Genomic DNA, 14633 nt, shown 5'->3' with positions numbered 1-14633 from the left:
GACAACGCCTTTTCTATTGACTGTGTTGAAATGAAAAGCCGGCTTCAGAGTTGTCTTTATCGTCCGTTAACACCTGAGGGTTGAGTAGCAGCGAGCTGCCTCTTTGCAATTTTAATAGCTTGAACCACGGGGTCTTTAAACCATGAAGCAAATGTCGTTGAGCTGGAAGGCGTGGAGTATCGTAGGTTTGCTTTGGATCTCTCTTCTTCTTATGGTCGTAGCGAATGCGATCATGACACGTACGTCGATGCTGGACGATAGAAAAGGGACGCTAGCACAGCAGACGCAGATTGCAATGGGAGTCGTCGCTTACTACCAGAAGAGGGCGGCCGCAAACGAACTGCCACTTGACGAAGCGAAACGGCTCGCGATCGCGACGCTGCGTGGACTGCGATACGGCCCCGATCACAGTGGATACTTCGGCATTTACGATTCTTCGGCAGTTGCGATACTCGTTCCACCGAAGCCAGAGCTTGAGTCGATGAACCAAACTGATTTGGTCGATCCGCGTGGGACCCATATCGCCGTCGAAATTATCAAGAGTTCTTCAACAGGCGGCAGCCATTTCAGCACCTACGTTTGGCCAAAACATGGAGACGATGCTCCCGTCCCAAAGCTGAGCTATAGCGATACGTTCCCGGGTTGGGACTGGCACCTATTCACGGGGGTCTACATTGACGATATCGATGTGGCGTTCCGGGAAGCCCTCTTCCGAAACCTGGTCCTGGTTGGCCTGATTGGCCTCGCTATAACGCTGGGCATGCTCTGGCTGATCCGAAGTATCAAGACGAGCCTTGGCGGTGAACCTGACTACGCTGCGAATCTTTGCGAGCAAATTGCGTCTGGTGACCTGACAGCGACGTTTGAGCTGGGCAAAAATGACAAGGGAAGTTTGCTCTACGCAATGGATAAAATGCAGCAACAGCTTTCCGGAACGGTTCGTCAGATACATCGCGCGGCGGAGTCAATCTCGACTGGAGCCAACGAGATCGCGGCCGGCAACATGGATCTTTCATCGCGAACCGAGCAGCAGGCTGCATCATTAGAAGAGACGGCTGCGAGTATGGAGGAACTTACAGCGACGGTGAGACACAATACAGACAATGCCCGTCAAGGCAACTCGTTGGCAGTGAATGCGTCGGAAATTGCCGCACGAGGCGGTAAAGTCGTCAGGCGCGTCATTGAGACCATGCGGGACATTTCTAGCACATCCACGAGAGTTGAACAGATTACCGGCGTCATAGACGGTATCGCCTTCCAAACTAACATTCTGGCGTTAAATGCTGCAGTAGAAGCAGCGCGGGCGGGTGAGCAGGGGCGTGGCTTTGCAGTTGTTGCCTCAGAAGTCCGTAACCTCGCTCAGCGCAGCGCCAGCGCTGCAAAGGAAATCAAGGATCTCATTGATCAGTCAGTGGGGAAAGTTAGCGAGGGATCGAAGCTCGTAGATGAAGCCGGCGCCACCATTGATGAGGTTGTCGAGTCTACGAAACGCGTAGCCGATTTGATGGGCGAGATATCGGCGGCTTCAGAACAACAGCATGCTGGAATTGAACAGGTTAACAATGCGGTCGCGCAGATGGATCATGTCACGCAGCAGAATGCAGCGCTTGTGGAAGAATCCGCAGCTGCATCTCGTTCGCTTGAAGAGCAGGGGCGGCAACTGACGCAAGCTATCTCGGCGTTTCGGCTTGTATCGTCGTGATGGTGTGGAATGGCGTGCGGTTTCCGAGTCGGCCCCCAACCATTCCCCCGCGAGAGTGCGTGCAACTGATAGCAACATGAGCTTTTGATATTTCTGTGAATCGCGCGTGCACATGCTTTGGTCACGTCAGCGGATCAAGCGTCACGTCTGGATACCAAGAGCGCGATTGTTTATCCGTTATCGACGGAAATTTGTCCGATAATTTGATGCAAGCAATGTACTTGTGTATTGAAAGGAATGCTACCAATCGCGTGTTGGTGCACTGTTTGTTACGCAGTCTATCGCCGTACACGATGAGTTCCATCGATTAGAAGTGTGGCGTTGAGCGTGCTGGCCTGCCGCCAGGGACGTAATCCGGGGAAGAGCAGGTAGCGCGCGTTCGAGGAAGCTTTTTATTGCGCCCTTCGGAGCGCATCCTGAGGCGCTGTGTCATCAGAAATCCATATGCAGCGATAGTCAGGGGGGCGTAGAGAAAGTACGTCAGCCTCGTCCCTTGTGATGGGCGAGACCGAAATCCTGTTTCGGGTCTTGATAGTTGCGCTCGATACGTCAGTCTGGCGGTTGCGCGAGGCGGATTCCCCCCGCATGCCGCAGCGCATCTATTTCTTCTCGGTCCGGCGACGGCGGTGATTCGCCATGGTGGGTCGGTCGCCGAAATCACCAAGGTCTTGCGACATCGCTCACGAGGCAATACCGCGATCTAGGTTAGCGCTGTTGCTCGATGCGTCACTAGCACGTCAATTTCGAATCATGTTGCATCCAAGATGCTTGGATGCAACCTCCGGTATGTCGTACGAGCTCTTTTTATTTTTTAACTACGGTATTCCATGTGGAAAAAGAGCTGATCGAAACTGGCGAACTCGTATTAAAAAAATGTAGACCCAAAATCCATACGTGAATTCGTTGCTATAACAGAGACAACCTCTTCGCAGCTATCGTCACGAAAAAAAGGCGCACGACAGGGGCCGTGCGCCGCGACTTAAGAAGGGCAGGGTAGGAGAATTGCACCTTCGTGCCGCCAAATACCGACGCGGATTCCGACACGTCGACAACCCATCAAGGCACCGTGATGCTGACCATTGATGGTGCGATGGTACCTAATATTCGACTTGCAATATAGTGTGCTTCTCGAAAACACATGTCGAATAAGACGAACAATTGGCGAAATCTCGTATCTGCTCGCCAACTCTTGGAGCTTCGAACCACACGTGCTGCCTTCGTTGATTTGGATTAAGCTTCGCCTTTCTGGCTGTGCTTGCGCGCGAATCCTTCGGTCGTCTATTCCTGATGGATAGAAAAGCCAGTTGCGCTGGGTAAGCAGAGTTCGGGGCGCAGTTGCATCGTCGGGATTAGGTAGTCACCGAAGTTCTGCCGTCGATATGGGATCGGGGGCGTGGTGTCGATCGTTTGCATCCGCTGGCGTAGTCGCTTCTCCAGCGTGCTGAAACCGGCTTCGTCGAGACGGTCAGTCTTATAGGCTACAAACGACGGAAGTACGGTGTAGCCCGGGTAGAACAGGATGCCATGATTGATAGGAAAGAGAAGATCGTCGATTGGACCATTGATCCCGCGCAGCGAATAGTGCTCCTCCCAGCCACCCGTGGTCACGATGAGCATCGCGCGCTTCCCCTCAAATTTTCCCTCTCCATAGCGATCGCCCCAGCGTTTGTCGCTGTGATCACCGATACCGTGTGCAAAGCCACAGGAATACACCCGGTCGACCCAGCCCTTGAGGATTGCCGGCATCGTGAACCACCAGAGAGGGAATTGCAAAATCAAGGTGTCTGCCCAAAGAAGTTTCTCTTGCTCAGTCTGGACATCTTTTGTCAGTGCGTTCGCGTTGAATCCCGCTTTCGAGGCATTTGAAACTTGCAGTCGTGTCTGTTTATCCAACAGAGGGAAATCGGCATGACTCACTTCCGATTTCCAGTTCATGGCACAAAGATCGGACACTTGAACCTCGTGACCTTGTGCCTCGAGTTCATGAACGGCGACATCACGCAGCGCACTATTCAAGGACTGCGGTTCTGGGTGCGCATAAACGATAAGGACTTTCATCTTTCAGCTCTTCGGTAGAAAGCGCTAAGGTTAATCGCCGAGCTGGCATATTGAAAATGAATTTATGAAATGCCTGGTATAGTTATGGACAATTTGCGAAAACTTGATCTCAACCTTCTTCGTACGCTTGCTGTTCTGCTGTCTGAGCTCAACGTCACTCGCGCCGCAGAACGCCTACATCTTTCTCAGCCGTCCGTCAGCGTTCAGTTGGCTAAGCTGAGAGAAATATTGAAGGATCCACTGCTGTTGCCGGGACCACGGGGGATGCAGCCGACGGCACGAGCCCAATCTCTGCTGGAGCCGCTTGCCCACGCACTCCAGGCTCTTTCTGAGGTTGTCTCTCCTGTGCAACCTTTCGACCCCTCGATGGCCCGCGTTACCTGGAAGATTGCTGCGACAGACTATAGTGAGTCTACCGTTCTGCTTCCGGTACTCCCTACACTGCGCCAGCTGGCACCCGATAGTCGACTAGCCATTGTCCAACTCGCACCTCGATCAATCGGAAGGCAGTGTGAACTCGGAGAGATTGATGTGGCATTCCATAGTGCTGACGAAGCTCCCAGTGGACTGAGGCGAAAAACGTTGTTCATGGAGGAGTACGTGCTGGTCGGTAGGCGCGGTCATCCACGTCTTAATAAGCGGATGTCGGTAACGCAATTCTGCAAGCTGGAGCATGTGATTGTGTCACCCGATGGAGGCGGCTTTTCAGGCGTCACCGATGCAGCGTTGGCCCAAGTTAAATTGGAAAGGCGGGTCGTGCTCTCGGTTCCACACTTCACTTTTGTCAGAGATGTACTGTCGAGTACGGATCTCGTTGCGATGCTTCCCGCTCGGTTAGTGACAAGGATGCCAGGCTTACAGTCGATAGCGCCGCCGGTCGAGATACCGGGGTATGAGATGGTGATGTTGTGGCATGAACGCTCACATCTTGATCCTTCACATCAATGGGTGCGTGATGTGATTGTTTCGGTGATTAATCCTGCAGTGTCGCGAACTTAAGTCGAAGAAAGTGAAACGTCCGGCCTATCTCGTCTGACAGGAATCTAGTCGTTTGAGGATCGACGCAACTCATTGCGTGTACAGGTCGATGACGAAGATGGCTGACAAGCTGCTTGTAGGAATTCTGGGCCCCCTGATGGCTGCTTCCGACGATTATGTGTCCGATAGCGGCATCGCGCGGTAGCGCAACTGCATCGCCAGGTCGTGCGTTTCTAAGGTGTATCAATGCGCGAGGCGATTTCGAAGCGGAAGGCAACGTACAGAAAACCGCCTGGTCGCTCGATTTTTCGGCGACGTACTTTGTCGAGTGTGCAAACTCGTTTAGTGAGGACGCGTGGCGCATCGCCGATGTGTTCTGTTCCCTGGTTTGTCTGAAATTCGCCGTATCGTCGTGGTGGCAGTAATCTACCATTATTTGTCGTTTCTGCCAGTCTCGTCGAACGCGGAAAAGATTTATGATGAAGATCTTCATCAAATATGAAACCGTTGTGACCGACATTATGACTAGCGAAATCGAAGACCGACCATTGCAAATTGGCATGCTACTGTTTCCGGGCTTCACCCTGCAGGATCTTGCAGGCCCTCAGACCGCATTCGGCTTGCATAGTAATACGCATCTCATCTGGAAGACGTTAGAGCCCGTTCCGACGGACATGGGGGTCACGATGAACCCGACGATTACACTGGATCAAGTGCCAGACAATTTGGATGTGCTGTTTGTGCCCGGTGGCGGAGGTACGCCTGAAATCATGAAGGACCAGGAAATATTGGACTTCCTTGCCCGCGCCGGGGCAACTGCAAAGTATGTGACCGCTGTGTGCACGGGGTCTGTAATCCTCGCGATGGCCGGACTGCTCGAAGGCTATCGTGCTGCTACTTACTGGCCGTTCTATGAGCCGCTAATCGCCCTAGGTATCGAGCCGAGCTACGATCGTGTTTGCGTCGATGGGAATCGCATTACAGGTGGCGGCGTTACCGCCGGCATCGACTTTGCTCTCCAGGTCATCGCGGAACTCAAGGGGCAAGAAGCAGCTGAGTTCACCCAGCTCGTGCTCGAGTATGACCCGCAGCCCACAATGAAATCAGGTCATCCGCGTACTGCCCGACAGGAAATCATTGATCAGATTACAGGCTTGTGGGGTCGAACGGAGGAGGCGGTAAGGGTCGCGAACGCGCATATGGCGCGCCGTGCCACACCCGCATGATAATTGGCGAGATCATCTTCCGTCGTCCGCGCTGAATTCTGGCGGCGTGCATGGCCGCACCATGAATCAGAACATTATCCTATCCCCGTCAAGCACTAGTTTGGAGGCAAGGAGATGTTCCGCCCAGAAAGTTCTTTCAAGTTGAAATAGAAACGTTCTAGCGGATTGAATTTTGGGCGGGGCGAGACACCGGTATTGAGTGGGGCCGGTTGTGGGCAAGCATGTGAGTTTCTGTGTTCGTTGTTCCTCTTTCGAGCGACAGTAGTTTGTGCAGGAGAGTCCAAGGAACGCGCAGCCCGAAGTAGATTCTCCTGTGCGACGGATGACATTGGGCTGATTCGGAGGCGCCAGTGGGATCAGCTGTGAACGCTGTTCGCACGACCGGAAGAGTTGCTACACTGGTGCTACTCTGCATGAGGTCATAGCTTTCGTTTCCGATGTTCAAGACGCGGCGGGGGTGCGTCAAGCGAACCGGCGATGCAGTGCTCGTCATCGGTCTTGAGTCGTTAACTCTTCGACAATCTATCCACGACCTTGCTGCTTATTCTCTTAAACGCTAATCAAATCGTATGATGTGGCTCGAAACTGAAGTTCGGCGATTTCGAATGGCCTAATGGCGCTTCGTCGTATCGAGGTCAATGTCTTGCTATTTTCCGTCAATCCTCCAACGCAGAGGAATCCTTCCCTTCCAGCTCGTTTAGTGCAGCATTGATTTCGCTATCCAGCGCTTGGGCTTCATCATGATGACCGGCATGATGTTCGGATTCTGCAATCAATCGGAGAAAACCAAGCGCCTTGCGTTTATACAGTTCGCTCGCCCCATGTTTTATCGAAAGCCTAATTAAATCCAAAGCTAGTTGCGTGTCTCCGTTATGTAAGGCAGTACCCGCTGCCGAGATTGCCATTTCGACTGGCTCGGACGAAAAACGGACACTTGGAATAGGGCTGTCGGCTCTGGATGTCGGCCTATATTCCAGGTCCGGATAAAACCCGCTGTATAGCGCAGGCATATTGAGCTGCAGCTCCTTATGTCCGTCCTTCGGCCGTTGAACTCCCTTTTTTTTCTCGCCGCCGTGAACAAGGTCTCCTTCAAGAGAGGCCTCGTTCCTAGCTGTCTTGGCGTGATTTTCAGACGTATCTCGGTCTCGAAAGAATTGTTCAGTCTTACGTCGATCCGATCCGGCTTCGCGTTTCAATGCATCAAGCCCGCAGCGGATGAAGAGGCGTATTACCGCAGCCTTCGGTTGGTTCAGTTCCAGAGCGAGTTGACGCAAGCTTTCGTCCATGTCTGGCGGAAAATGTACGGAGCGAAGAGCGAACGGTCGATCAGCCATCTTTTATCTCATTCTCACGGTTGTACGCGACACATGTACATGTGTAAGCAGTTCGGTCTGAAGCTATCTAGTTCCACGATCCGGGTCATGATGACCAGGCGTTGAACAATTCCTGATTCCCACGATCAACAAGAATATCCAGGGGCGCCATGTCCTTTCATCGGCAAGCAGGACGTGGCGATTCCGTTGACTGGTCGATGCGAGTCTTCTGAACCGGGAGCAATGGCGACTGAGTCAGTTGCCGAAATACGAAACCGGTCGAAGAACCCGGAATGAACCGCAGTTCTAATATTGTTATCCCATTCAAGCTTTCGGCACGGCAACTTTTATCTGAGAACGGCACGACTAGCAAGTGCCGTTCGATGTCGTTATGTCGTTGCTGTCGCCAGCGTGCATCGATTGGCGACACGGGAGAGGAACCGATGTCGCCCTGTACTCAGCGGCACGAAATTGATCGCAGTGTCTGCTCATCTGAACTCAACTTGATTCCATAACGTAAACAGATGGGCAGGGTGGTTCTCAGCGCACTACGACTTCTGGCAGGCGGCAAACTGGGCAATAGCAACGGCTGATACACGTTCCGGCATTACGTAGGGTTGTCCCAGGAAGGCAATTTCCAGTTGCAACGTAAATATTTCCGCATTGCGAACAGGTAACTTGTTCGTCGTCGAATACGCATCGGGGTTCGGTTTGGTGTTCTGACATGACTACCTCCCCGTACTGGCTGCAGGGCTATCTCGGGCTTGCCCATTTTCAGCGCGTACAAGGTCAAAAGGGTTCAATTTGCAAAAAAAGCCTGCGACTCGCGCAGGCTGTAGACTCCTTGGACAACTTCAGACGACGTATCTCAACGATCCGAAGCGCAGTAGCCGGTCCTCAACGAACTGATAGAGGTCTGGCTTGCACATGTGCTATCGGATCGCACGAATCGTAATCCGATGGATAAATTGAAGCAAGCCTAAGCAACCGATTTTTCACACTCAGGCGTGTGAGTGAGACTCTCGCCGATCGATAGCAATCGCATCTGCTACCTCTGAGTACTTAGGGGCACGGCATCTTTTTATCTCCAGTCGGTCACAGCACCGTCGGGATCAGGTAGTGTCAATCCTATCGTCGGCAGCGGCAACGCGGTTTTGTATTGCACCTGCTTGAGAGCAAGGCTGGAGCGGATGTTGGAGATTCCGGGAATCTTCGTTAAATGGTCGACGATGAAGCGTTCCAGCGTTTGCATGTCTGGCATCACAACCCGTAACAGATAGTCCGCGTCGCCCGTCATCAGATAGCACTCCATGACCTCAGGGCGCTCAGCGATAGCCTGCTCGAAGCGCGACAGAGCGCTCTCTACCTGCTTTTCAAGCCTCACCTGAATGAACACATTGATTCGTAGCCCGAGCAGCTCCGGATTCAGCAGGGTGACGTGCTGCTTGAACAGGCCGAGCTTTTCCAGCGCGCGCACGCGATTAAAGCAGGGCGTTGCCGAGAGATTGACCGAGCGGGCAAGCTCTGCGTTTGTAATGCGGGCATCCTGCTGCAGCTGGCTGAGGATGCCAATGTCGATACGGTCTAGCCGTTTGGGCTGGTCGCTCATAGATGAAATTTTCCGTAGCAACGCTGAAATTTGGAAAAAATAGCCTATCGCATCTCGTGGATAGACGCAATTCAGATGCTTATTTTGCACCCAAATCGGTACTATCGATGGATGTGACCTTGAATTGAAAGCACCTTTCCCGGAGCAGTGCCATGACGGATTTATCCAGCGGTAGTCAGCAGTTTCAGTCGGTGAATAACCAGAACAATGCGGGCACGGAGCACCAAGACGTGGATCCGCAAGAAACCGCAGAATGGCTGGAAGCGCTAAGCGGTGTTGCTGCACATGTTGGTCGGGAGCGTGCGCAGTTTCTGTTCGATAAGCTTGCGGGGCATGCGTTGTCGTTAGGCATCGAATCGACGCGGACCAATGTCACGCCGTATCAGAACACGATTCCTTTCGAGCAACAGCCGCGCTATCCCGGCAATCTCGAGCTCGAAGAACGGCTTGCTGCGGCGTTGCGCTGGAACGCGCTCGCGATGGTGGTGCGCGCCAACAAGGCATACGGCGAACTCGGCGGTCATATCGCGAGCTACGCATCGGCGGCGGATCTGTTTGAGGTCGGCTTCAACCATTTCTTCCGCGCTTCGGCGCCGGGCGGTGAGGTGGGTACCGGCGATCTCGTGTATTTTCAGCCGCATTCGTCGCCGGGCGTCTACGCGCGCGCTTACCTTGAAGGTTTCCTGTCCGAAGAAAATCTGCAGTACTATCGTCGCGAGATCGGTGGCCCAGGCTTGTGCTCGTATCCGCACCCGTGGTTGATGCCCGATTTCTGGCAGTTTCCGACCGGGTCGATGGGCATCGGTCCGATCAACGCGATTTACCAGGCGCGCTTCATGCGCTACCTCGCCAATCGCGGCCTTGCGCAAACGGATGGTCGCAAGGTGTGGGGCTTCTTCGGCGACGGCGAAATGGATGAGCCGGAATCGACCGGCGCGTTGTCACTGGCCGCGCGCGAAGGGCTCGACAATCTCGTATTCGTCATCAACTGCAACTTGCAGCGGCTTGACGGTCCTGTACGCAGTAATGGCCGAATCATCGACGAACTCGAAGCGCACTTTATCGGCGCCGGCTGGAACGTTATCAAGGTAGTGTGGGGGTCGGACTGGGACGCGCTGTTCTCGCGCGATCGAACCGGCGCCTTGCTGCGTGCATTCGCGCACACCGTCGACGGCCAGTTCCAGACCTTCTCCGCTAACGACGGTGCCTACAACCGCGAACGCTTCTTCGGCCAGAACCCGGAACTGGCCGCGCTCGCCGCTCAATTGAGCGATGACGACATCGACCGTCTGCGCCGCGGCGGCCATGACGTGCGCAAGCTGCACGCGGCGTACGCGAAAGCGCTGGCGCATCGTGGCCAGCCCACGGTGATTCTCGCGAAAACGATGAAAGGCTTCGGCATGGGCACGTCGGGCCAGGGCCGCATGACCACGCATCAGCAAAAGAAACTCGACTTCGACGACCTCAAGGCGTTTCGCGACCGCTTCCGCCTGCCGCTCACGGACGAGGACGTCGAGCAGGTGAAGTTCTACAAACCTGCGGACAGCAGCCCGGAAATGCAATACCTGCATGCTCGCCGGGCGGCTCTCGGAGGATATCTGCCCAGAAGGCGGACAGTCGCCTCGAAGGGGCTGGTGGTTCCGGCAATGTCCTCCTGGGGGCAATTCGCTCTCGAGGCGGGTGGGCGAGAAATGTCCACGACGATGGCGCTTGTACGGATGCTGACCGCGCTGCTCAAGGACAGCGAAGTTGGTCCACGTGTGGTGCCGATCGTCGCCGACGAAGCGCGCACCTTCGGCATGGCGAACATGTTCCGCCAGGTCGGCATCTATTCGCCACTTGGACAGTTGTACGAGCCGGAAGACCTCGGCTCGATGCTGTACTACCGCGAAGACACCAAAGGTCAGATTCTCGAAGAAGGCATCTCGGAAGCGGGCGCTGTCTCGTCTTGGGTTGCCGCGGCAACTTCGTACAGCGTGAACGATCTGCCAATGCTGCCGTTCTACATTTACTACTCGATGTTTGGTTTCCAGCGCATCGGCGATCTGATCTGGGCTGCAGCGGATCAGCGTGCGCGCGGCTTCCTGATCGGGGCGACTTCCGGCAAGACAACGCTCGGCGGCGAAGGTTTGCAGCATCAGGACGGCACGAGCCATCTGGCGGCATCGACAATTCCGAATTGCCGCGCTTACGATCCGGCGTTTGCGTATGAAGTGGCCGCGATCGTTGATGAAGGCATGCGCGAGATGGTCGAACAGCAGCGCGACGTGTTCTATTACGTGACGGTAATGAACGAGAACTACGCACAGCAGTCGGTGCCGGACGGCGATCTGCTGACGGTACGCGAAGGCATTCTCAAGGGCATTTACCCACTTGTTACACAGGAGCAGGGGCGCTCGCAATCCAAAGTCCAGTTGCTGGGGTCTGGCGCGATATTGGGAGAGGTGATTGCCGCGCAGCAGATGCTTCGGGACGACTGGCAGATCGAAGCAGCCGTGTGGAGCGTAACAAGTTTCACTGAACTGCAGCGAGACGGCATGAGCTCAGAGCGCAGTGCGCGTCTTGGCGAAGTGACGAATGCACCTTATGTCAGTACAGCGCTAACCGCTTCAGTGGGCCCGATTATCGCCGCTACCGACTACGTGCGTGCAGTGCCCGAACTCATCCGTGCTTACGTTCCGCGCCGATATGTGACGCTCGGCACCGATGGTTTTGGTCGCAGTGACACCCGTCAGGCCTTGCGAGAGTTCTTCGAGGTCGACCGTAAGTCGATTGTGATCGCCGCATTGAAAGCGCTTCTTGATGAAGGCGTCCTCAGTTCTGACGTGGTGGATAAGGCACGGAAACATTATGGAAAGCACGAGGCAACGTACTCTGCGCCATGGTTAAAGTAACCCACTGTCTCGCTGAATTTGAGCGATGCTGATGAACGTTGCATCGAAGGATAGCAACAGCTATTAAAAGCATCTGGTCGCTTCTTTGGGTGAGACGATCGGGGCTATGAATACGGACAGGCGGGTTTGGTTCGTGAGTTCCTGCGCTGCGTTATATCAGACCTAGGGACTGCTTCAACTTGCTGTTGAAAAGCGAACCAAAGGAAAACCGGTAATGAATCTCTACTTCCTCCGGCGTGTCGCTCTGGCTGTATCCGCGTCCACGTTGTAGCTCGGGAGGACCGCAGTTAAATTCGATCCAAATGTCGTCTCCACTGCGGTGGGGCGTGGGCAGTCGATGTAAATGAAGGCAAAAGTTTGGATACGCGTGGAGGTAGGAGCGCAGCATCGTTTCCCTCAAATTGCGACGTCTTGAGAAGTTCGATGCACGCGTTATCGAGACGATGTTCGATCAAGAACCCTGAAATTCGTTTTCCGCTTCGCTGCCTGAAAGACCAGTCGACTGCTGCAAGTGTTGAGAGAAAGGGTGGCAGTAACGGAAGTCGAAGTGCCAGTAATAGGCGAATACAGGAACCCGACGGTGATCGACGTATGCGCCAATGCTGGTGACTCTGTAACAGAAGAGCAGAGGTTGCTTGCTTTCGAATACGGCAAGCAACTTGGATGAACCGTGCCCGACATCCCGTAACGACAGGCAAGTCAGGATCAATGTTGGCGACACAATTTCGGAGAATTCGTTGATAGCAGTCCAAGAAGACGCGGAAGGCGGTACCGCTGCAGCAACTCCGACCGACGAACCTGCGCAAGTTGCGGTGGCGACAGCAGCTGGTGCCTTGCTGGAAGTGAACGTTCCAGATATCGGCGACTACAAGGAAATTCCCGTCATCGAGATCTCGGTGAAGGTTGGCGATCGTGTCGAGAAGGAACAGTCGCTCGTGACGCTGGAATCCGACAAGGCGACGATGGACGTGCCAAGCTCGGCCGCCGGCGTCGTCAAGGAAGTGAGGGTCAAGGTGGGCGATAACGTGTCGGAAGGCTCGGGGATCGTCGTGCTGGAAAGTGAGGGCGGTGCTGCAACACCGGCCGTAGCTCTTGCTCCCCCTGCGGCAAAGCCCGCTATCGAAAGACCGTCGGACGCACCGGCAACGCCGGCTCCGACTCAGCCGGTAGCGCTCGCCCAGGCACCGTCGATTCCGGCGGGCGAAGGTGGCGCGAGTCAGGCGAGCCACGCATCGCCGTCGGTGAGAAAGTTTGCTCGGGAAGTTGGCGTTGACGTGAAGCAGGTACGGGGCACTGGTTCAAAGGACCGCGTCACGCAAGCCGACGTCGCCGCCTTCGTGAAGGACGTCATGACGGGCCAGCGCCCAGCGCCAGCGGGAGCGGCCGCGCCCGCTGCCGGTGGTGGTGGGTTGAATCTGCTGCCATGGCCGAAGGTCGACTTCAGCAAGTTCGGTCCGGTCGATCCGAAGCCGCTTTCCCGTATCAAGAAGATTTCGGGCGCGAACCTGCATCGCAACTGGGTCACGATTCCGCATGTTACGGTCAACGATGAGACGGACATCAGCGATCTTGAAGCCTTGCGCGTGAAGTTAAACAAGGAAAACGAGAAGGCCGGCGTGAAAGTGACAATGCTGGCATTCGTCATCAAGGCGGTAGTGGCCTCCCTGAAGCGGTTCCCGACGTTCAACGCCAGCCTTGATGGCGACAACCTCGTGTTCAAGCAATATTTCCACATAGGATTTGCTGCGGATACGCCGAACGGTCTGGTCGTTCCGGTGATTCGCGATGCGGACAGGAAGGGCTTGATCGATATCGCGAGGGAAATGACCGAACTGTCGAAGCTGGCGCGTGAGGGAAAGCTGAAGCCGGATCAGATGCAAGGAGGCTGCTTCTCGATCTCGTCTTTGGGCGGCATTGGTGGCACGCACTTCACGCCGATCATCAATGCACCGGAAGTTGCAATTCTAGGCTTGTCGCGTAGTTCGATGAAACCGGTTTGGGATGGCAAGCAGTTTGTCCCGAAGCAAATTCTGCCGCTTTCGTTGTCGTTCGACCATCGCGTCATTGATGGAGCGGAAGCTGCGCGCTTTAATACGCATCTGGCGGCGATTCTTGCCGATTTCCGGCGTGTGATTCTTTGATAGTGACGTGACGTTGTGCGCAATGACGCGGACGCCGGATCGCCCGGAGTGATCCGCGTCCGTGCGTCACCGTTTGCGCGCGCTTCGTCGCCGACCAACAAGAAAAGGGGACACTATGAGTCTCGTCGAAGTAAAAGTGCCGGATATCGGTGACTTCAAGGACATCGATATTATCGAGGTCAATATCAAGGCGGGCGATGTCATCGAGAACGAACAGGCGCTAATAACGCTCGAGTCCGACAAGGCCTCCATCGAAGTGCCCAACGATACCGCCGGCACCGTCAAGGAAGTTCGGGTCAAGGTCGGCGACAAGGTCTCGCAAGGTACCGTGATCGCGCTCGTCGAAATGTCCGCCGAAGCGTCGCCCGCGAAGGAAGCGCCGAAGGCCGCGGAGCCCGCTGCCGCGCTGGCGCCTGCACCTGCTGCCGCGCCAAAGGCCGCAACACCCGCACCGCAATCCGGTAGTTTTTCCGGCCGCGCGGATATCGAATGCGACATGCTCGTGCTCGGTTCGGGCCCCGGCGGTTATTCGGCAGCGTTCCGCTCGGCCGACCTCGGCATGAAGACGGTGCTGGTGGAGCGTTACGCGACGCTCGGCGGCGTGTGTCTGAACGTGGGCTGCATTCCGTCGAAGGCGCTGCTGCACACCGCCCTGGTGATGGACGAAGCCGAAGCGTTCGGCGCGCACGGCATCACGTTCGGCAAGCCGCAG

At 55.2% G+C, this 14633-nt stretch carries 9 protein-coding genes; 6 read left to right on the top strand and 3 right to left on the bottom strand.

Annotated features, from left to right (window positions below):
* Window positions 1-142 precede the first annotated feature (142 nt).
* On the top strand, window positions 143-1702 hold the full coding sequence (locus tag P0D70_RS31525; RefSeq protein ID WP_408187356.1) for a methyl-accepting chemotaxis protein: 1560 nt from the start codon (window positions 143-145) through the stop codon (window positions 1700-1702).
* A gap of 1278 nt (window positions 1703-2980) precedes the next feature.
* Here the strand turns inward: P0D70_RS31525 and P0D70_RS31520 are convergent.
* Window positions 2981-3760 (bottom strand): NAD(P)H-dependent oxidoreductase, encoded by a 780-nt coding sequence (locus tag P0D70_RS31520; protein ID WP_408187355.1) that lies wholly within the window; start codon window positions 3758-3760, stop codon window positions 2981-2983.
* An 84-nt stretch (window positions 3761-3844) separates the two neighbouring features.
* Between P0D70_RS31520 and P0D70_RS31515 the strand changes: the two genes are divergently transcribed.
* Together P0D70_RS31515 and P0D70_RS31510 are read left to right on the top strand one after the other, a co-directional pair.
* Window positions 3845-4759 (top strand): LysR family transcriptional regulator, encoded by a 915-nt coding sequence (locus tag P0D70_RS31515; protein ID WP_408187354.1) that lies wholly within the window; start codon window positions 3845-3847, stop codon window positions 4757-4759.
* Between the two features lie 455 nt (window positions 4760-5214).
* Complete coding sequence (locus tag P0D70_RS31510; protein ID WP_408187353.1) at window positions 5215-5964, top strand: DJ-1/PfpI family protein; 750 nt, start codon at window positions 5215-5217, stop codon at window positions 5962-5964.
* 656 nt (window positions 5965-6620) lie between these two features.
* Here the strand turns inward: P0D70_RS31510 and P0D70_RS31505 are convergent.
* Both P0D70_RS31505 and P0D70_RS31500 read right to left on the bottom strand, forming a co-directional pair.
* Window positions 6621-7298 (bottom strand): hypothetical protein, encoded by a 678-nt coding sequence (locus tag P0D70_RS31505; protein WP_408187352.1) that lies wholly within the window; start codon window positions 7296-7298, stop codon window positions 6621-6623.
* A 1060-nt stretch (window positions 7299-8358) separates the two neighbouring features.
* Complete coding sequence (locus P0D70_RS31500; RefSeq protein WP_408187351.1) at window positions 8359-8886, bottom strand: Lrp/AsnC family transcriptional regulator; 528 nt, start codon at window positions 8884-8886, stop codon at window positions 8359-8361.
* A gap of 152 nt (window positions 8887-9038) precedes the next feature.
* Between P0D70_RS31500 and mdeB the strand changes: the two genes are divergently transcribed.
* The 3 genes from mdeB to P0D70_RS31485 form a co-directional block, all read left to right on the top strand.
* Window positions 9039-11780 (top strand): alpha-ketoglutarate dehydrogenase, encoded by a 2742-nt coding sequence (mdeB, locus tag P0D70_RS31495; protein ID WP_408187350.1) that lies wholly within the window; start codon window positions 9039-9041, stop codon window positions 11778-11780.
* Window positions 11781-12439: 659 nt separating this feature from the next.
* The gene (gene aceF, locus P0D70_RS31490) at window positions 12440-13921 is read left to right on the top strand and encodes a dihydrolipoyllysine-residue acetyltransferase (RefSeq protein WP_408187349.1); all 1482 of its coding nucleotides are present in this window, start codon (window positions 12440-12442) and stop codon (window positions 13919-13921) included.
* Window positions 13922-14036: 115 nt separating this feature from the next.
* Window positions 14037-14633, top strand: a 597-nt coding sequence (locus P0D70_RS31485; RefSeq protein ID WP_408187348.1) for a biotin/lipoyl-containing protein, incomplete at its 3' end; no start/stop codon positions are given.

It is taken from the genome of Paraburkholderia sp. RL17-381-BIF-C (assembly GCF_046026435.1).
Classification (GTDB): domain Bacteria; phylum Pseudomonadota; class Gammaproteobacteria; order Burkholderiales; family Burkholderiaceae; genus Paraburkholderia.
This window is presented reverse-complemented; position numbering and strand designations above follow the sequence as displayed.

What these genes read in the sequence shown, in the direction of transcription:
- P0D70_RS31505 (WP_408187352.1), bottom strand. Translation starts at nt 7,298, where the DNA reads ATGGCTGATCGACCGTTCGCTCTTCGCTCCGTACATTTTCCGCCAGAC.
- P0D70_RS31515 (WP_408187354.1), top strand. Translation starts at nt 3,845, where the DNA reads ATGGACAATTTGCGAAAACTTGATCTCAACCTTCTTCGTACGCTTGCT.
- P0D70_RS31525 (WP_408187356.1), top strand. Translation starts at nt 143, where the DNA reads ATGAAGCAAATGTCGTTGAGCTGGAAGGCGTGGAGTATCGTAGGTTTG.
- mdeB (WP_408187350.1), top strand. Translation starts at nt 9,039, where the DNA reads ATGACGGATTTATCCAGCGGTAGTCAGCAGTTTCAGTCGGTGAATAAC.
- P0D70_RS31510 (WP_408187353.1), top strand. Translation starts at nt 5,215, where the DNA reads ATGATGAAGATCTTCATCAAATATGAAACCGTTGTGACCGACATTATG.
- P0D70_RS31520 (WP_408187355.1), bottom strand. Translation starts at nt 3,760, where the DNA reads ATGAAAGTCCTTATCGTTTATGCGCACCCAGAACCGCAGTCCTTGAAT.
- P0D70_RS31500 (WP_408187351.1), bottom strand. Translation starts at nt 8,886, where the DNA reads ATGAGCGACCAGCCCAAACGGCTAGACCGTATCGACATTGGCATCCTC.